This is a genomic window from Sphingomonas montanisoli, from assembly GCF_008274695.1.
Taxonomy (GTDB): domain Bacteria; phylum Pseudomonadota; class Alphaproteobacteria; order Sphingomonadales; family Sphingomonadaceae; genus Rhizorhabdus; species Rhizorhabdus montanisoli.
Genome location: NZ_VTOU01000001.1, coordinates 927,560 through 944,830, shown reverse-complemented (window position 1 = coordinate 944,830; position 17,271 = coordinate 927,560). Strand labels below are relative to the sequence as shown.

The window sequence follows — 17,271 nt, the reverse complement described above, 5'->3', positions numbered from 1 at the left end:
ACACACCGCGCGGGCCATGGGGCCTCGCTTGTAGTTGTGTGCCGGGGTTCAGGCGTTGCGTTGGGTATCGAAAGGCGAAGGCTTTCTTCAGCGCCTGCGGAGGGACGTCCGCGGGAACGTGCTGGTGATCAGCGCCATGACGATGGTGCCGCTGATGGCCTTCTCTGGCTGTGCCGTCGATACCGCCCGCATGTATTTCGTGAAGATGCGGCTGCAGCAGGCGTGCGATGCCGGCGTGCTGGCCGGGCGGCGCTTCATGGCCGACACGTCGATGGCGAATACGACACTGGATACCACCGCGTCGGCGCAGGCGAACGCCTTCTTCAACAATAACTTCCGCACCGGCTGGTTCGGCGCGAAGGCGGTCGGCTTCACGCCCACCAAGACCAGCGAGGCGCAGGTCGCGGGCACGGCTGTCGCCACCTTGCCGATGACGTTGATGTCGATGTTCGGCGTGCCCGCCCAGCAGATCCGCGTCGCGTGCGAGGCACGCTACGACGTTGCCGACACCGACGTCCTGTTCGTACTCGACACCACCGGATCCATGGCCTGCCTGCCGCAGGACGATGATGTGACCTGCAACAACTATGTTCGTGATGCGGGAACGACCAGCTTTTCGCGCCCAGCCGATGGCACCGGCAGCGGCAATGTCAGCACCGCAGGCTATCCCGGCTCGACAGCCTTTTATGTGCCCGAAAAGAGCGGATCGCGAATGGCGGCGCTGCGCGCTGCGGTGCTCGGCTTCTACGACACGTTGGCATCGGCGGCCGATCCGTCGACCAACATCCGCTACGGCTTCGTCACCTATGCGTCGTCGGTGAACGCCGGCAAGGCGATCATGCAGATGTCGCCCGCGTACATGGTCGGCGGTACGGGCAATGCCAACAAGATCTGGAACTACCAGAGCCGTTCCCGCAACGGCAATTCGTGGAATTACCAGCAGATGAGCTACGACGTCAGCATGTTCGTCGGCCAGACGAGCGTGACCGATCCTAGCAAGACGGGCGGCAACAGCAGCTGGCCGGGCTGCATCGAGGAACGCTTCACCACGTCGGGTACGACGACGTTCAGCCAGTTGAACCTGCCGAACGACCTCAATCCCGACCTGATCCCGACCGGCGATATCCAGACCCAGTGGAAGCCGGCGTGGTCGGACGTCGTCTATATCCGCAATGCTGTGGCCTCGTCGTCGGCCGGCGAGCTGCTCGCGACTGCCACCGGCTATGGCGGCCCTGCGGCGGTCGCGTGCGGCAAGCCGGTATCGCGCCTGAAGACGATGACGCGGACTCAGGTGTCGAACTACGTCAACGCGACCGATTTCCGCGCGTTGGGCGGCACCTACCACGATATCGGGATGATCTGGGGTACCCGGATGCTGTCGACCAAGGGCATCTTCGCCACCGACAACGGCCCGTGGCCCGGCCACAATGCGACCAACAAGGTGATCGTGTTCCTGACCGATGGGGATATGTCGCCCAACTATACGGTCTATGGCGCCTATGGCGTCGAATTTTTTGACCGGCGAATTTCCAAGACGACGGATTTCGACAGCGCCACCCTGAAAGCCTATCACAACGCCCGCTTCCTGGCCGAATGCACGGCGGCGAAGGCGCGTAACATCAGCGTGTGGACGGTCTCGATCGATTCCGCGGCGACCAGCGAGATGACGAAGTGCGCGACTGTCCCGGCGCAGGCGCTCTACAGCACCACCGGCACCGGCCTTTCGGATGCGTTCGCTGCGATCGCCAAGCAGATCGCAATGCTGCGGATCACGCGATGAGGCGGGCGATCCGAAGCGATGCGCGTGGCGCGGCGGCGATCGAGTTCGCCTTGGTCGTGCCGTTTCTGCTGCTGCTGATCATGGGCCTGTGTGAGCTCGCCTATCAGGGTTACATTCGGGCGATCCTGACCGGCGCGGTCGAGAAGGCCGGTCGCGACAGCACGATCCAGGGCGCGGACATCGACACGATCGACGATCAGGTGCTGACCCAGGTGCAGCAGGCGGCGCCCCGCGCGTCGTTTTCGACCGGCTTCCCGCTGCGCAAGAGCTACACCAAGTTCGGCTATATCCAGCCCGAACCGTTCACCGATCTGAATGGTGACGGCGTCCGCCAGACCGGCGAATGCTATACCGACATCAACAACAACAAGTCGTGGGATGCCGATCCGGGCTCGAACGGGGCGGGCGGCGCCAGCGACAGCGTCGTCTATACCGTGACGATCAACTATCCGCGGCTGTTCCCGCTGGCGGCATGGCTCGGCTGGACCGGGCGGCAGGTGTTGACCGCGACGACCACGCTCAAGAACCAGCCTTATGGCACGCAGGCGGTCACCGCCCCTGCGACCGTGTGCCTATGAAGAGCGCGCTGACGCGGTGGGTGCGGCGGCTGCGGTCGGACCGGCGCGGCATTTCGACAATCGAGTTCGCGCTGTCGGTGCCGCTGCTGCTGGTCGCCGGCGGCTACGGTATCGAGATGACCAATTACGCCATCGCCAACGTCCGCGTCAGTCAGGCGGCGCTCGACCTGGCCGACCACGCGTCCCGCGTCGGCGCGGCGACGTCGTTGTCGATCACCCAGTTGCGCGAGGTCGACGTCAACGATGTGCTGCAGGGCGCCCGGATTCAGGGCGATGCGATCAACCTGACGACCTATGGCCGGGTGACCCTGTCCAGCCTCGAAAACGTCAAGCAAAGCTATGACAGCGCGGCCGTGCAGCGGATCCACTGGCAACGCTGCGTCGGCCTGGCGAGGGGCACCGGCTACGACTCCAGCTATGGCACGACCTCTGCCGCAGCGGGCACCGACGCGACCCAGGGGGCGGCGGGAACGACGGCGGTTTCGGGCATCGGCGATCCGGGTTTTCAGGTGAGCGCGCCGTTGGGAGCGGGCCTGATGTTCGTCGAAGTGAACTACGATTACCAACGACTGTTCGGATCGCTGTTCATGAAGCCGACGAAGATCCACCATGTCGCATCGCTTATCGTCCGCGACCGGCGCGATTATTCGCAGATGTTCAACCCCTCGCCCACGGCCGCGCGCGCGACCTGCAACCTGTACGCGGCCTAGAGCTTCAGCGCATCCTCGGTCTCGACCAGGATGTTGCGGACCGAATTGAGGTCGAGCAGGTGGGCGCTGCTCCTTACCCGTTCCTCGCTCAGAAAGGCGTCGCTGTTCATCTCGCGCTCCATCGTCTCGCGGTCGTCGAAGGCGAGTTCGACGATCGCGTGGGCATCATAACCGTCCAGCGCGCCGTCGACCGGGAAGCAGCCTTCGTAATGGCGCAGCCCCGGCAACAAGGATCGCACCAGCGGGACATGCGTGTCGCGCCAATAGGCGCGGAACTCGTCGGGTGTCAGCTTCGGGTTGCGGCGGAGGAGCGAGATGATCTTGATCATGAGGCCAGCGTAACGGCGGTCGCGGCGCCTGCCCATAAGGTTTCGCTTTGGCCGCGCGCGGCTTTCCGTTAGCGGGACGTCGAGCATCAGTATCGCGGGGGAAGGACGATCACGAACACCGATCCGGGCAGGCGCCGCCATCGGGCGCTGCTCCCCATCGCCGCATTGCTGGTCCTGCTTGCGGCCTTCGCATCGCTCGGCTTCGGCGCGGTCTCGATCGCGCCGGGGCGCGTGGCCGCCGCGCTGATGGGGCAGGGCGACTGGATTGCGCGGACGATCGTGATCGATCTGCGCGTGCCGCGCATGGTCATCGGCCTGCTGGTCGGCGCGATGCTCGGGCTCGCGGGCGCGGTATTGCAGGGCTATCTGCGCAATCCGCTGGCCGAACCATCGGTGCTGGGCGCGTCGAACGCGGCGGCCTTGGGGGCGGTGGCGGCGATCTATTTCGGGCTGGCCGAGGCCCATGTCGTCGTACTGCCCCTGCTCGCGATTCTGGGCAGCCTCGGCTCGCTCCTGCTGCTGTTTGCGCTGGCGGGCCGTTCGGAAAGCAGCCTGACGATGATCCTCGCGGGTATTGCGGTGTCGACGCTGACGGGGGCGGGGATCAGCCTCGCGCTCAACCTGTCGCCCAATCCCTTCGCGGCTATGGAGATCATGAACTGGCTGCTCGGATCGATCGAGAACCGTTCGGTCGAACATATCTGGATCGCTCTGCCGTGCATCGTGATCGGTATCGCCTTGCTGCTGGTCGACGGACATGCGCTCGACGCATTGTCGCTGGGCGATGATGCGGCACGGTCGCTGGGCTTCGACCTGCGGCTGACGCGACTGCGCATCCTGATCGGCGTGGCGATCGGCGTGGGTGGTGCGGTCGCGGTGTCGGGGGCGATCGGGTTTATCGGGCTGATCGTGCCGCACATCGTCCGCCCGCTCACCGACCGGACCCCGTCGGCGATCCTGTTGCCGTCGATGATCGGGGGTGCTGCCTTGCTCACCTTCGCCGATGTGCTGGTGCGGCTGATGCCGACGACGAACGAGTTGAAGCTTGGGGTCGTCACCGCCTTTCTGGGCGTGCCGGTCTTCCTGGTTCATCTCCTGCGGGAGCGGCGCCTGTGGTGATGGTTTCGATCGAAAACCTGTCCGTGGCGCTCGGCCAGCGGACGGTGGTGCAAAATGTGACCGCCGAACTGCGGCCGGGCGCGCTGATCGGGGTGGTTGGTCCCAATGGCGCGGGCAAGTCGACTCTGGTGCGCGCGATGCTGGGGCTCGTGCCGCGATCGGGCGGGCGCGTGCTGCTCGACGGGCGCGACGTGGCGGGGCTGTCGCCGCGCGATATCGCCCGGTCGATCGCCTATCTGCCGCAGGGTCAGATCCTGCACTGGCCGCTTGCGGTCGAACGGCTGGTGGCGCTGGGGCGGCTGCCGCACCTCGCACCGATGTCGGGCATGAGCGCGGCGGATCGCGATGTGGTGGCCGATGCACTGGCCCGCGTCGATGCGGGGCACCTTGCCGGCCGTATCGCGACCGAATTGTCGGGCGGCGAGCGCGCGCGGGTGATGCTGGCGCGCGCGCTGGCGGTCGGCGCGCCGGGTCTGGTGGTGGACGAACCGCTCGCCTCGCTCGATCCCGGCCATCAGATTGACGTGATGGAATTGCTGGCGCGGGAAGCGCGCGGCGGCGCGATGGTGGTCGCGGTGCTGCACGATCTCACGATGGCCGCGCGTTACTGCGACCGGGTGCTGCTGCTCGACAAGGGCGCGATCGTGGCGGACGGAACACCGGCGCAGGTTCTCGACGCTGATCGGCTCAGCGCGACCTACGGCATCTCGGCGATGATCGACCTGAACGGAGCGGCGCCGCTGGTGGTGCCGCTCCGCCGGATCTAGGCACCCGCGCTCTTCATCGCGAAGGCGACGAGCGCCTTGCCGGCCAGCGCAAGCTGTGGATCGAGATCGGACGCTTCGAGGCTTTCGGCGGCAAGCGTCAGATCCTTCTGGCCGATGCCGGTCTGGCTTTTGAGCAGTTCGGATCGCTGGGGGCTGGCCGCCGCGTCGCCCGCGATCCGCGCGTCGAGCAGCGACTGGACCGCGGGCGTCAAATTGCCGTTGGCTTTCAGGATCGCACGCATCTGATCGAGCTGGACGCCGTTCGCCGCCGCCAATGACGCCGCCTGCATGCCGACGACGATGTGGGTCCACGTGATCATGTTGTTGGCGATCTTCGCCGAAACCCCGGCGCCCAGCGGCCCCATATGCTGGACCTCGGTGGAAAAGGCGTCGAGCATCGGTCGCGCGCGGGCGACATCGGCATCGTCCCCGCCGACGATCGAGACGACGAACTTGTCGTCGTCGGTCATCCGCGTGCGTGACACGGCGGCATCGATCACGCCGACACCGCGTTCGGCCAGCTCGTCACGGATCGCGCGCACCGTATCCGGGCGGATCGTGCTGTGAATGGCGATCAGGCCGCCCGGCGCGATCCCCGCTGCTGCCCCGTCATCGCCGAAGATCGCGCCGCGCACCTGTTCGTCGTCGCGCACGCAGATGCCGACCAGCTCGGCGCCTTGCGCTGCGTCCTTCGCCGATGCGGCAAGCCGGGCGATACCGGAGAAAGCTTCGATCGCGGCGGGGAAGGGGTCATAGACGGACAGGTCGAATCCCGCCTTTGCGATCAGGCGTGCCTGCGGGGCACCCATGCTGCCCAGGCCGATGAACGCGATCTTGGTCATGATGTTGCGATTTCCTTTAGCGAGCGTGTCTTCAGCATGGCCGCGAGCATGACGAGCCCCAGTGTCGCCGCCATGACGGCGATGGCGAGCAGCGAGGCGGGCGTGCCGGCGCGGTGGTTGATCCACTCGAGCGCGAATTGGGTGAGGAAGGGGCTGCCGAAGTAGACGCCCTTGACCAGCCCGATCATCGCCGCGCGCCTGTCCGGCGGCGATAGCTCGATGGTATAAAGTGAAAGGTTGGGGGTGAGCAGGCCGACGCCGACCCCCTCGAGCAGCAGCCCCAGCGCAACCTGTGCTGGCGTGCTGGCGATCGCCATGATGATCAGGCCCAGCGCCGACATGAACCCGCACAGCATGAACACGCCATGGATCGACAGACGCCGCCGGACGATGCCGTAGGAGAAGGCCGCCGCGCCGATCAGCAAGGTGTTGGGCAGCGCATAGAGCGCGATGTCCTGCGCCGATTCCAGGCCCACTTCGCGAAGCCGGAACGGCCAGTAGAGCGACGTGCCGGTCGCCAGCGTCCCCGCCGCAACGCCGAGCAGCAGCGCGGCGAACGGCACACGCCCGCGCGGGGCCACCGATTGTGGCGCCGCCGATAGAATCCGGCGTGGCACGCCGATCAGCAGCAGGATCAGGCAGGGAAATGCCATCGCATAGACGAGGAACGCCTCTCGCCAGCCCAGTTCGGCGAGCATCCCGGTGATCGGGTTCAGCGCCACGACCAGGAATGTCGCCAGCGCCCCGTTGATGCTCAGCCATTTGCTCTGCGCGGAGCCGCTGAAATGATCGCCGATCAGGGCGATGTAGCCAGTGGATATCGTGCCGACCATCAGCCCGACGATGAAGCGGCCGAGGATCAGCTGCCACAGCGCAGCGGCGAAGGCCATGCCGCAGCCGACCAGCCCGAAGATGACCGTCGCCGTGGCGAGGATTGGGGGGCGGCCCCAACGATCGGACAGCCAGCCGCCGATCGGCGCGCCGATCATCATGCCCAGGCCGGTGGCGGTGGCCACCATCTTGATGAACAGGCCGTTCTCGCCATTGCCGAAGGCGTCGGCGATACCGGGCAGCATCACCGATATCGTGCCCAGCGCCACACCGGGCAGCACGCCGCCCAGCGCGATCGCGGTCTTGCCCGCAGCGTTCACCGGCGCATGGGTCAAAATGACGGCGGTTGCACCGGCGCGCCGCTCTGCACCTTCGCGATCACCTGTTCGGACGCCATCATGCACACCGAGGCGTTGGGAAAGCCGATATAGGGCAGCGCCATCAGGACGACGCCGCGCAGCTCGTTCGCGTCCATCTCCCCGTTGCGCAGTGCGCATTCGGCGTGGATCGTGAACATGTCCGCGCGGCCATGCGACAGCAGGCCGCCCAGGATCACCATGCGCTTGTCGCGCATCGAAAGCTGTTCGATCCCGCCCCAGAAATCGTTGAACATCTTCATCGTCATGCCGCTGAACCCCTTGGGGTCGATGCTGGGCGGCTGCGGCACGACGCCGCGATAGCAATCGTCGAACACGGCCTGGCCGCGCGCGATCATGTCCTGTTCGGTGGGATTATGGTCGGCCATGCAACACCTTGGGAAAGGGCCCGGCGGGAGGGCACCCGCCGGGCCAGGGAGATCAGAATTCCACCGCCAGATCGACGCCGTAGGTGCGCGCGCGCTCGTAAAGCGCCGAGCCTACGGGGCCGAGGCCGACGAACTGGATGATGTCGTCATTGTCGAGGATGTTGCGGCCCCACACCGCGACGGTCGCCTTGGTGCTGCCAAGGTCGAAGTCGGTCAGCGCCACGCGCCCGTTGACGATCCACGCAAAGGGCTTGGTCGCGGCCTTCACGAGGACCGGATCGGCCTGCGAGGTCGGGCCGGTGCCGGGGGTGAGATCCGAGGTGAGCGAGTTCTTGCTCTGGAAGTTGCCGTCGACGCGGAACATCATGTGGCCGCCCGCGATGATCGGTGCGGTTTCATATTGCGCCGAAAGATTGCCGGTCCACTTCGGCCGCGCGAACTCGCGATAGCCGGGCGCACCCGACTGGAGCACGAAGCCGCCGGTGCAGCTTGGCCCCTGGCATCCGATCCCGCCGAACACGGTATCCTGATCAAACTTGAAGTGCAGGTAGCCGAAGTTCGCGCCCAGCGTCAGGCCGTCGACCGGAATGAATGTATTCTCCCATTCCGCGCCATAAGCCTTGGCATCGGCTGAGGAGATGATCGCGACCGAGAAGGGAAAGGCTGCCGGCACGCCCGAAATCGTCCCCGACGTGTTGTACTGGATCGCCTTATACTTCACGTCGAAGACCGACAGGTTGGTGCGCAGGCGCCGATCGAGCAGATCGGCCTTGATGCCGGCTTCCCACGACTTGGCGGTTTCGGGCTGGAACGGGATCGTCGCCAGCTGACCGCCCGAAATATAGCCGGTCGAATATTTGGCGTAGGTGAGGATGCCGTCGACGGGCCGATAGTTCACGCCGACCAGGAAGTTCTGGTGCGAGCTGCGATAGCGGATCGGCGAGATCAGGCGCGGCAGCGCGGGGTTGGTCGGCTGGTTGGGCAGATATTCGTTGCCCTTCTTGCGATCCTTGGTGATGCGCCCGCCGAGAACGAGGTCGAGCCGATCGGTCAGGTGGAATTCGGGCTGCACATAGACCGCGTTCGAATTGACCTTGATATTGCCGGGCTGGAAGCCGGGATTTTGCGGGATCACGAAGGCGGTGCCCTGCGCGCTGGTCCCCTGGCCGTAGAAGGCGGTCAGGATGTTCGTGTTGAACACGTCGTTGAGACCGCCGGTCTGCTGGAACATGTGGAAGTAGAGGTAGCCGGCGGTGATCGTGAACCAGTCGGTGTTGATGTTGACCTGGAACTCGTTGCTCCACTGCTTGAGGTTGTTGAACGAGTTGTTGGTCAGATAGGCGAAGGGCTTGCCCACGCTCTGCAGACACGACGTCGACGGGACGGGCGCAAGGCAGGCTTGACCCGGATTGCCGCCCGGCAGCCAGGCCGGCGGCACGATCGCGGTGGCCGATACCGGAACCGCCGGCGTATTGAGCAGGCCGCCCAGACCATCGAGCTGGAAGGTGTTGTAAAGCCGGGTCGTGCGGCGGGCGAGGATGTTCTTCACCGACACCGTATCGTTGATCTGCCACTTCGCGGTCAGGTTGTGGCCGACATTCTTGGAATAGCCCGGCGTGGTGAAGTTGTTGTTCACCGCCTTGGGCCGCTTGAGCGTGACAGGGGTGCGGGTCGCCGCGCTCTGCGCCGCATAGAGGCCGGACAGGAAGCCGGTCGGGAAATAGGCGACGCCGGCGGCTTCGGGGGTGAAGTCGTTCTGCGAATAATCGAACTTGTAGATCAGATCGAGATCGGGGTGCAGATCGAGCTTGGCGGCCGCCGACACGGCCTCGACATTCTCGTCGCCCAGATATTTGGGTGATGTTTTCACGCCGATCTTGCCGCCGGTGGCGGGGCCGTAATCCCAGCGCGTGCCTGCGCCCAGGTTGCGCGTGTCGCCGCGGCGTTCCTTGTGCAGATAGGTCGCCGACAGGCTCAGCGGGCCGAATTGCGGCAGGTCGACACGCGTGCGCGACCGGATCTGATCGTAATTGCCGTAGGTGAACTCCTGCCGCACCCCGAACTCGCCGGTCGGGTTGCGGGTGATGAAGCTCACCGCGCCGCCGGTGGCGTTGCGGCCGAACAGGGTGCCCTGCGGACCCTTCAACACTTCGATCCGCTCGAGATCGGCGGTTTCGAATACCGAACCGGCCGTCGCCTGAATGTAGACTCCGTCGATGTAGAGTGCGACGCCCTTGTCGGTGCCGACCGCCGAACCGCCGGTCAGGATACCGCGCAGCGTATAGTTGGGCAGCTGCGAGCCGCCGCCCGACGGACGGACTGTCAGGTTGGGGACGACAGCGCTCAGATCGCGCACGTCCTGCACACGATTCGCCTGCAGCGCATTGGCGGTCATCGCGGTGATCGAAATCGGCACGTTCTGCAGGTTCTGTTCGCGCTTCTGCGCGGTGACGATGATCTCTTCGACGCCGGTGACGCGGTTGTCGTCCGCAGGCGCGCTCTGCGCAAAGGCGGGCGCTGTGACGGCGGCTGCCGCCGACGCGAGGAACGCGACACGAGTCCTGTTCAGAATTTTCATTAAATCCTCCCCTCCATCGCGCTCGCCCCGGTGGAACGGCGCTTTCTCCTAAGGTTCCGTGCTGCGTCTTGATCGCGTCAGCATCGGAACGATTCGTTTTCGAATCGATTCAATTATATCTTTGCATCGCAAAGCGCGCTGCATCTGGCAACCGTCTCTGAAAGATCGGTCGATGAGCAATGCATAAAACAGAACATACGTCAGTTAAAGTCGCGCTTTTTGCGACACGGTTTTTCCGGTCCTGCCGCAAGCGCGTGAAACGATATTGTGAACCTGTTCAGTTGCGCGATAGAGGGCGCGCATGTTGAAGCCCGCCGCCCGCCCTGCCGGTCGCCCCCGCCGCCTGACCCTCGAACGCGTGCTTGACGAAGCCTGGGCGATGGGCATCGACAATATCGAAATGGCGCCGCTCGCCCGGCGGCTCGGCGTCGCGGTCGGCACGCTCTACAGCTACGTCAACAGTCGCGAGCATCTGATTTTCCAGGTCGCGTCGCGGCGGGCGCAGGCGATGGTGGTCAAGGATGTCGGCCAGGGATGGCAGGACATCATCCGCGAACATGCCGCGCTCACCTTCGAACGGATGCGTGGATGGCCGCAGCTGATCGCCAATCTCGTGTCGGGCAATGCCGGCACGCATTTCGGCGCCGAGACCCGCCGCGTGATCGTCGATCTGCTCCACACGCGCGGCTTGACGAAGCGGGTGGCGAACGATCTCTATTTCGAAACCAACCAGACGGTGCTGGGCGCGGTTGTCGCCACGCAGTTCATGGAAACGACGCTGGTGCCGCTGGCCGAAGGACGAAGCTCGGCCGAGGCGTTCGGCATTCCGGCGAACTTCGGCAGTTACGAACCCGCGCTCGAACGGATGATCGCCTGTTATGAAGGCTTGCTGGCCGGCTGACCGCCGCGCAGCGCCTGCACCAGCAGCACCAGTTCGGGCAGCCGCCGCGTCCCCGTCTTGGCGTAGATCCGGCGCATGTGTGTCTTGAGCGAATTGGCGCCGATGCCCAGCCGGCCATGCGCCTCGGCGCGGGTGACGCCGCCGGCCATGACGCGCAACGCCCGCACTTCGGCGGGCGTCAGGCCATATCGCGCCGCAAGTTGGCGATCGAACGGATCGTCGCGGACGAAGGCGGGGGCCAGCCGGTCTTCATCGTATAGGATCACCTGCAGCCCGCGTTTCGCCTGAAAGGGGGAGAAGCGCCGCGCGTCTTTCGCGAAGGCACGGCGGAGGTGCGGGCCGATCCGGTCGAACAGGTCGACATCGTCCTCGCTGAAATTGGGCGCACCCGTGCTTCGGACCGCGAACAGCCGCACGCGTATGCCGGCAATGTCGACGTCGATCATCACGCCGTGGCCCAGACTGGTCAGCGCGCTCTGTTCACGGAACCAGCGCGCATGCCGCAATTGCGGTTCGGGGACGATATCGGTGAAGCGCCGCGCCAATGGGAAGCGCGCGCCGGTGACAAGGCCGGCGCCCGGATCGTCGGTCATCGGCAGCAGCTTGTCCATCAGCCTGCGTGAGATCGACCGGCCCGATCGCACGAGCGTGTGCGTGAGCATCAGATCGTCGGCGTCGTAGATCGTCACCCCGGCGCCGGCCGCGCCCACCGCATCGCGGATCAGCTCGAACATGTGCGACAGCGACCCGCCCGCGATGCCCGCGTCGTAGATTCCGCTGATCAGAGCGTCATATCCGTCCATATCGAACATCGCAGATATCACCCTTAAGGGTGACGACGCGCTTGCGCCAGCGTGACAAGCATCGCCCCAGACAGACCCGCCGGCACAGGCGGGCGATCCCAAGAGGAGCCAGCGATGTCCGATATGGAAACCCAGCTTCAGCAATTGCTCGACAAGCAGGCGATCACCGAACGCATCTACGATTATGGCCGTTCGATGGACCGGCTCGACAAGGAACTGGGCTATGCCGTGTTCCATGCGGATTGCGCTGCCGACTATGGCGAGCAGATGTTCCAGGGGACGGGACACGGCTTCGTCGACATGTGCATGTCGGTCCACCCGCACTTCCACGCCCATTCGCACCAGTTTTCGAACATCCGCATCTGGATCGACGGGCCGGACAAGGCGCGCAGCGAAACCTATGCCGACGTCACCCTGCGCCGGTACGAAGGCGAACAGGCGCAGGATATCCGCAATCTTGGCCGCTACATCGATCGCTGGGAAAAGCGTGACGGCGAATGGCGCATCGCCGAACGCAAGTTCGTGCTCGATTTCGACGTGAGCGGCCCCGCGACCGGCGCCTTCGCCACCACCGGCAAGCGCGACCGCACCGACCCCAGCTATTTCGGTAACTAAGGAGAGACCCCTCATGGCATCCGTTCTCGAACCGTTCGACCTCGGCCCGATCCGCCTCAACAACCGCCTCGTCATGGGGCCGATGACCCGCGCGCGCTGCCCAACCGGCACGCCCAATGCGATCATGGCCGAATATTATGCGCAGCGCGCCTCGGCCGGCCTGATCCTGACCGAAGGCGTGTGGCCGGAGATCAATGCGCAGGGCTATTTTTCGACCCCCGGTATCGAAAATGACGAACAGACCGCCGGATGGAAGGCCGTCACCGACGCCGTCCACGCGCGCGGCGGCAAGATTTTCATGCAGCTGATGCACTGCGGCCGCGTTGGCGATCCGGTCAACAATGGCGGGCACCAGCTGGTCGCGCCCTCGGCGGTGCAGGCCGATTTCCAGATTCTGACCATCGGCGATGACGGCAATGTCCAACTCGTCCGCATGGCGATGCCCCGCGCGCTCGAGACCGACGAGGTCGACGGCGTGCTCGACGGGCTGGAACGCGCGGCGGTCAACGCCAAGGCTGCCGGCTTCGACGGGATCGAACTGCACGGCGCGTCGGGCTATCTGCCGATGCAGTTCCTGTCGACCAACACCAACCAGCGCGACGACAAATGGGGCGGCACCCCCGAAAAGCGCACCCGCTTCGCGATCGAGGCGATGGAGCGGCTGTTCAAGGTGTTCGGGCCGGAACGGACCGGCATCAAGATCGCACCCGGCATCCGCTACAACGACATCGACGATGCCGAGGTCGAGCCGACCTACGACCTGCTCGTCCGCAAGCTCGACGCGATGAAGCCCGCTTATCTGCATTTCCAGACAAGCCTGTCCTACCAGCATCTCAACGAATTCTCGACCGTGGCAAGCACCGAGGGGCAGGTCGAAGTGTGGTCGCACTGGCCGTACCAGTTCCTGCGCGACCGCTTCAGCGGTCCGATCATCGCCTCGGGCGATCTGACACTCGATCTCGCGCAAAAGACGCTCGATGCCGGTATGGCCGATTTGTTCGTGTTCGGCCGCCGCTACATCTCCAACCCCGATCTGTTCGAACGGTTCAAGATCGGCGCCGAACTCGCCGATCCGAACCAGATGACGATCTATGGCGGCGCCGAGGCAGGCTATACCGACTATCCGGCAATGGCCGGGTGATAGGGGCGTTGGTCCGGCATTACCGCCGGACCAACCATCTTACCGGAGGGTAAGGCCCTTCATGTCGCCCGCATCGCGCCACGTCTTGAGCAGCGCGTTGAAGGCGGTCGCTCCGGGGGCGTAGCTCTCCGCCCAGATCGTAACGCCGCCCTTGCCCTCGTTGTTGTAATAGCCGGGCGTGCAATTCTCGTAGAATTCGGGCGGCCGCTTGTTCGATGCGCGGATCTCGTCGAGCCAGCCCTGCTCAGCCTCGGCGGTCGGTTCGATCACCGTCGCGTCGCGCTTCTTCGCTTCGGTCAGGATATAGGCGAGGTGCTTGGCCTGATCGTCGACCGTGGTCGTGTAGTTCGCGGCGACCGCATTCTGCCCCTGGCCGATGTAGAACCAGTTGGGGAAATTGTGCGCGGTCAGGCCGTGGAGCGTGCGCATGCCCGCGCCCCAATGATCCTCCAGCATCACGCCGTCGCGGCCCTTGACCGGGAAGGTCACGCGCTGGCCGACCGTACCGATCACCTGGAAGCCTGAGGCGTATATGATCAGGTCGACCGGATAGTCTTTGCCGCCCGCGACCACGCCGGTCTCGGTGATTTCGCTGATCGCATCGTCGCCGCTGGCGTCGACCAGGGTCACGTTCGGACGGTTGAAGGCGTCGAGGAACTCGTCGTTGAAGGTCGGTCGCTTGCAGAACAGATTGTACCAGGGCTTGAGCTTCTCGGCGGTCTCGCGATCCTTGACCGTCTCGTCGATCCGCGCGCGCCGGCCGTTCATCACCTGAATGTCGGCCATCATCGCGCGCTTGCCCATCTCCTCGGGCGTTTCGGGATGCGCCGGCTTGCCTTCGCGCAGGATGCGGCCGGTCTCGGTCCATCCGTCGCGTATTTCGCTGTCGTCGCACAGCCCCGATGCGGCATCGAGGAACAGCGACCGGCGATATTCCTGCCAGCCGGGCTTCTGCGACTTATACCATTCGACGTCGGTCGCATGGTTGCCGCGGATGCCGACCGACGATGGCGTACGCTGGAACACGGTCAGATGCTTCGCGGTTTTGGCGACGCGCGGGATCAACTGGATGCCCGTCGCGCCGGTGCCGATCACGGCCACCCTCTTGTCGCCCAGTTTGTCGAGATCGGCATGGGTATCGCCGCCCGTATAGCCATAGTCCCAGCGGCTGGTGTGGAAGCTGTGTCCCCTGAACTTTTCGATGCCGGGGATGCCGGGCAGCTTGGGCCGGCTGACCCGACCGACCGCGAGCATGAAATAGCGCGCGGAGAAACGGTCGCCGCGATCGGTGTTCACCTGCCAGCGTTGCGTGGCCGCATCCCACTCGACGTCGGTCACCCTGGTCTGGAAGCTCGCCTTGGGATAGAGATCGAAATAACGACCCAGAAACTGCGAATATTCGCGGATCTCGTCACCATAAGCATAGCGATGCTTGGCGACATAGCCCGTCTCCTCCAGCAGCGGCAGGTACGAATAGGACTCGATGTCGCACTGAACGCCCGGATAGCGATTCCAATACCATGTGCCGCCAAAGTCCGACGCGAGGTCGAGGATGCGGACATCGGTGATTCCCGCTTCCTTGAGCCGTGCGGCGGTCAGCAACCCGCCGAACCCCGCGCCGACGATCAGCACCTCGACCTCGGCCGTGATCGGATCGCGCTCGATGCGCGGCGCGGCATTGGGATCGGCATCGCCGAAGCGCGCGAGCGTCCCGACCGCGTCGACATATTGGCCGTTGCCCTTCGCATCGATCCGCTTGTCGCGCTCGGCGCGGTAGCGGGCGAGGATCTCGGCGGGACTTTCGGGGCTGATCGTGGCCATGTCTTTCTCTCCTATGCAGCAGGTGCGAGTGCGGCCTTCAGGCCGGCGGTCGCGCGATCGAGGGCGTCGTCGGCTTCGGGCAGGATCCCGAAAGTGCTGACGAAACCGTGGAAGACACCCGGATAGACCTTGGTATCGACGGGCACGCCCGCCGCTTCGAGCCGGGCGGAAAAGGCGAGGATGTCGTCGCGCAGCGGATCGCATTCGGGGACGATGATCGTAGCCGACGGCAGACCCGCGACGCTGTCCGCGCGCAGCGGCGATGCATTGGGTTCGGTGCGGCGGGCAGGGTCGGGCGTATAGGCGCCGACGCACATCGCCGAAAAGGCGGCGTCGAGCATATAACCGCCCTGTCCGAATTCGCGCTTGGACTCGGTGTCGCTTTCCAGGTCGAGGCCCGGATAGATCAGCATCATGTGCCGGATCGCCGGGCCGTTGCTGTCGCGTGCGTTGAGCGCCGCGACGATCGAGAGCGTGCCGCCCGCGCTGTCGCCGCCGATCGCGATCCGGCTGGTGTCGATGTCGTGCTTGCCGCCCTCGCGCGCGACCCAGCCGAGCGCCGCGATCGCGTCCTCCACGGCGGCGGGATAGGGATGTTCGGGCGCCAGGCGATATTCGACCGAGACGACCGCGCAATCCGCCTTGCGCGCAATCCGGTGGCACAGCCGGTCATAGTTGTTGACCGTACCCGACACGAAGCCGCCGCCATGCATGAACAGCAGCACTGGCAACGGATCCGTTCGTTCGGCGGGGCGATAGATGCGCACCGGCACGCCATCGGCATCGGCATCCCGCGCAACGATATTGTCTTCGCCCGTCGGCGGCTGTCGATTGGCGGTCAGGTAGTCGCGAAACGCGACCGGACCAAGTTCGGCCCAATCATGTCCGCCCGCCATCCGATCGACCAGCATGCGGCTGAGCGGCGTCAGCTTATCCATCATTCTCTCCGACTCGCTTTATTTTTAAAGCATGCTATATTTTTGTGATTGGTCGGCAAGAGGCAAATTGCGAGGGGGACAAAGTCGCCTTATGGCTAGGGCATGATCGAAGCGGCTGCGGGGCGCCGGGAAAGCGCGAAGGAGGGACGGCGCCAGGCGCTGGTGAAGGCCACGCGCGCCAGCCTGGCGAACGGCGAATTCTCAATGCGCAAGGTCGCCGAACTCGCGCAGGTATCCGAAGTCACCCCCTATAATCTGTTCGGATCGAAGGCAGGTTTGCTCGCCGCGCTCTACGAACGGATGATCCGGGAGAGCGAGACGCGGTTGCTGTCGGCGGGACAGATCGATCCGCTGTCGCGCGTCTTCGCCGCGATCGACGGCTTTGGCGACAATCTCGATCGTCACCCGGCCTTCTATCGCGCCTTCTTCGCCGCGCGGCTCGAAAGCCGGGGGGGCAAATCCTATGTCACGCAGGTCGATGAAGGCGTTGATTACTGGCACCGGCTGATCGGGGCCACGATCGATGCTGGGCAGATCAAGGCCGGTCTTTCGGCCGATCTCGTTGCGCGCCACTTCATCCATATACTCAGCGGCGCGGTGCAGGAATGGATCGACGACGCGATCGATCCGGCCGAATGGCGCGCTTTGGTCGCGCACGGTTTCGCGCTCGTCGCGCTGCCGCTTGCCTCGGCCGAAGGGGCCGCGATCCTGCGCCGCGAGATGGCCGATGCCGCGCGCGGTTTGCGGCCGATGGGGGAAAGGCGCTAGAGGCC

General features: G+C 65.0%; 17 protein-coding genes. 9 read left to right on the top strand and 8 right to left on the bottom strand.

All coding sequences use genetic code 11. The annotated features are described in order from the left end of the window. The first annotated feature begins 124 nt into the window (after window positions 1-124). From FYJ91_RS04735 to FYJ91_RS04725, 3 genes are read left to right on the top strand one after another with little or no spacing between them, the layout of a single operon-like run. The gene (locus tag FYJ91_RS04735) at window positions 125-1,780 is read left to right on the top strand and encodes a Tad domain-containing protein (protein ID WP_246152425.1); all 1,656 of its coding nucleotides are present in this window, start codon (window positions 125-127) and stop codon (window positions 1,778-1,780) included. Then, window positions 1,777-2,358, top strand: coding sequence for a TadE/TadG family type IV pilus assembly protein (locus tag FYJ91_RS04730; RefSeq protein WP_149521095.1), 582 nt, complete (start codon window positions 1,777-1,779; stop codon window positions 2,356-2,358). The genes FYJ91_RS04735 and FYJ91_RS04730 overlap by 4 nt, the downstream gene beginning before the upstream one ends. Then, window positions 2,355-3,068, top strand: coding sequence for a TadE/TadG family type IV pilus assembly protein (locus FYJ91_RS04725; protein WP_149521094.1), 714 nt, complete (start codon window positions 2,355-2,357; stop codon window positions 3,066-3,068). Before FYJ91_RS04730 ends, FYJ91_RS04725 begins: the two co-directional genes overlap by 4 nt. On the opposite strand, the gene FYJ91_RS04720 is transcribed toward FYJ91_RS04725, so the two are convergent. Continuing rightward, on the bottom strand, window positions 3,065-3,433 hold the full coding sequence (locus FYJ91_RS04720) for an EthD domain-containing protein (protein ID WP_181008351.1): 369 nt from the start codon (window positions 3,431-3,433) through the stop codon (window positions 3,065-3,067). The genes FYJ91_RS04725 and FYJ91_RS04720 overlap by 4 nt on opposite strands. A 129-nt stretch (window positions 3,434-3,562) precedes the next feature. Here FYJ91_RS04720 and FYJ91_RS04715 point away from each other — a divergent pair, with 129 nt between their 5' ends. Both FYJ91_RS04715 and FYJ91_RS04710 read left to right on the top strand, forming a co-directional pair. After that, complete coding sequence (locus FYJ91_RS04715; protein WP_246152423.1) at window positions 3,563-4,516, top strand: FecCD family ABC transporter permease; 954 nt, start codon at window positions 3,563-3,565, stop codon at window positions 4,514-4,516. Next, on the top strand, window positions 4,510-5,283 hold the full coding sequence (locus FYJ91_RS04710) for an ABC transporter ATP-binding protein (protein WP_149521091.1): 774 nt from the start codon (window positions 4,510-4,512) through the stop codon (window positions 5,281-5,283). Before FYJ91_RS04715 ends, FYJ91_RS04710 begins: the two co-directional genes overlap by 7 nt. Here the strand turns inward: FYJ91_RS04710 and FYJ91_RS04705 are convergent. The 4 genes from FYJ91_RS04705 to FYJ91_RS04690 are packed head-to-tail and all read right to left on the bottom strand — an operon-like array spanning window position 5,280 to window position 10,279. Beyond that, on the bottom strand, window positions 5,280-6,125 hold the full coding sequence (locus FYJ91_RS04705; RefSeq protein WP_149521090.1) for an NAD(P)-dependent oxidoreductase: 846 nt from the start codon (window positions 6,123-6,125) through the stop codon (window positions 5,280-5,282). The two genes, FYJ91_RS04710 and FYJ91_RS04705, sit on opposite strands and share 4 nt — an antisense overlap. Beyond that, entirely contained in the window at window positions 6,122-7,291 is a 1,170-nt protein-coding gene (locus FYJ91_RS04700) for an MFS transporter (protein WP_181008350.1), read from the bottom strand. The genes FYJ91_RS04705 and FYJ91_RS04700 overlap by 4 nt, the downstream gene beginning before the upstream one ends. After that, window positions 7,288-7,701, bottom strand: coding sequence for a carboxymuconolactone decarboxylase family protein (locus FYJ91_RS04695; RefSeq protein WP_149521088.1), 414 nt, complete (start codon window positions 7,699-7,701; stop codon window positions 7,288-7,290). Before FYJ91_RS04695 ends, FYJ91_RS04700 begins: the two co-directional genes overlap by 4 nt. Before the next feature lie 52 nt (window positions 7,702-7,753). Beyond that, a complete protein-coding gene (locus tag FYJ91_RS04690; RefSeq protein ID WP_149521087.1) occupies window positions 7,754-10,279 on the bottom strand; it encodes a TonB-dependent receptor in 2,526 nt (841 codons plus the stop codon). Window positions 10,280-10,580: 301 nt separating this feature from the next. Between FYJ91_RS04690 and FYJ91_RS04685 the strand changes: the two genes are divergently transcribed. Continuing rightward, window positions 10,581-11,180, top strand: a complete 600-nt coding sequence (locus tag FYJ91_RS04685) for a TetR/AcrR family transcriptional regulator (RefSeq protein WP_149521086.1) — start codon at window positions 10,581-10,583, stop codon at window positions 11,178-11,180. Here FYJ91_RS04685 and FYJ91_RS04680 read toward each other — a convergent pair. Further along, window positions 11,156-11,992 (bottom strand): helix-turn-helix transcriptional regulator, encoded by an 837-nt coding sequence (locus FYJ91_RS04680; protein ID WP_149521085.1) that lies wholly within the window; start codon window positions 11,990-11,992, stop codon window positions 11,156-11,158. The genes FYJ91_RS04685 and FYJ91_RS04680 overlap by 25 nt on opposite strands. Window positions 11,993-12,097: 105 nt before the next feature. Here FYJ91_RS04680 and FYJ91_RS04675 point away from each other — a divergent pair, with 105 nt between their 5' ends. After that, window positions 12,098-12,598, top strand: coding sequence for a nuclear transport factor 2 family protein (locus tag FYJ91_RS04675; protein WP_149521084.1), 501 nt, complete (start codon window positions 12,098-12,100; stop codon window positions 12,596-12,598). A gap of 13 nt (window positions 12,599-12,611) precedes the next feature. Continuing rightward, the gene (locus FYJ91_RS04670) at window positions 12,612-13,739 is read left to right on the top strand and encodes an alkene reductase (protein ID WP_149521083.1); all 1,128 of its coding nucleotides are present in this window, start codon (window positions 12,612-12,614) and stop codon (window positions 13,737-13,739) included. A gap of 39 nt (window positions 13,740-13,778) precedes the next feature. Here FYJ91_RS04670 and FYJ91_RS04665 read toward each other — a convergent pair whose 3' ends face one another. Beyond that, complete coding sequence (locus tag FYJ91_RS04665; protein WP_149521082.1) at window positions 13,779-15,560, bottom strand: flavin-containing monooxygenase; 1,782 nt, start codon at window positions 15,558-15,560, stop codon at window positions 13,779-13,781. 11 nt (window positions 15,561-15,571) lie between these two features. Further along, window positions 15,572-16,501: an alpha/beta hydrolase gene (locus tag FYJ91_RS04660; protein WP_246152422.1), complete on the bottom strand. Its 930-nt coding sequence runs from the start codon at window positions 16,499-16,501 to the stop codon at window positions 15,572-15,574. Window positions 16,502-16,600: 99 nt separating this feature from the next. On the opposite strand from FYJ91_RS04660, the gene FYJ91_RS04655 reads away from it, so the two are divergent. Beyond that, window positions 16,601-17,266 (top strand): TetR/AcrR family transcriptional regulator, encoded by a 666-nt coding sequence (locus tag FYJ91_RS04655; RefSeq protein WP_149521081.1) that lies wholly within the window; start codon window positions 16,601-16,603, stop codon window positions 17,264-17,266. Window positions 17,267-17,271: the final 5 nt, after the last annotated feature.

What these genes read in the sequence shown, in the direction of transcription:
- FYJ91_RS04730 (WP_149521095.1), top strand. Translation starts at nt 1,777, where the DNA reads ATGAGGCGGGCGATCCGAAGCGATGCGCGTGGCGCGGCGGCGATCGAG.
- FYJ91_RS04725 (WP_149521094.1), top strand. Translation starts at nt 2,355, where the DNA reads ATGAAGAGCGCGCTGACGCGGTGGGTGCGGCGGCTGCGGTCGGACCGG.
- FYJ91_RS04720 (WP_181008351.1), bottom strand. Translation starts at nt 3,433, where the DNA reads ATGGGCAGGCGCCGCGACCGCCGTTACGCTGGCCTCATGATCAAGATC.
- FYJ91_RS04705 (WP_149521090.1), bottom strand. Translation starts at nt 6,125, where the DNA reads ATGACCAAGATCGCGTTCATCGGCCTGGGCAGCATGGGTGCCCCGCAG.
- FYJ91_RS04695 (WP_149521088.1), bottom strand. Translation starts at nt 7,701, where the DNA reads ATGGCCGACCATAATCCCACCGAACAGGACATGATCGCGCGCGGCCAG.
- FYJ91_RS04690 (WP_149521087.1), bottom strand. Translation starts at nt 10,279, where the DNA reads ATGAAAATTCTGAACAGGACTCGTGTCGCGTTCCTCGCGTCGGCGGCA.
- FYJ91_RS04685 (WP_149521086.1), top strand. Translation starts at nt 10,581, where the DNA reads ATGTTGAAGCCCGCCGCCCGCCCTGCCGGTCGCCCCCGCCGCCTGACC.
- FYJ91_RS04680 (WP_149521085.1), bottom strand. Translation starts at nt 11,992, where the DNA reads ATGTTCGATATGGACGGATATGACGCTCTGATCAGCGGAATCTACGAC.
- FYJ91_RS04675 (WP_149521084.1), top strand. Translation starts at nt 12,098, where the DNA reads ATGTCCGATATGGAAACCCAGCTTCAGCAATTGCTCGACAAGCAGGCG.
- FYJ91_RS04670 (WP_149521083.1), top strand. Translation starts at nt 12,612, where the DNA reads ATGGCATCCGTTCTCGAACCGTTCGACCTCGGCCCGATCCGCCTCAAC.
- FYJ91_RS04665 (WP_149521082.1), bottom strand. Translation starts at nt 15,560, where the DNA reads ATGGCCACGATCAGCCCCGAAAGTCCCGCCGAGATCCTCGCCCGCTAC.
- FYJ91_RS04660 (WP_246152422.1), bottom strand. Translation starts at nt 16,501, where the DNA reads ATGATGGATAAGCTGACGCCGCTCAGCCGCATGCTGGTCGATCGGATG.
- FYJ91_RS04655 (WP_149521081.1), top strand. Translation starts at nt 16,601, where the DNA reads ATGATCGAAGCGGCTGCGGGGCGCCGGGAAAGCGCGAAGGAGGGACGG.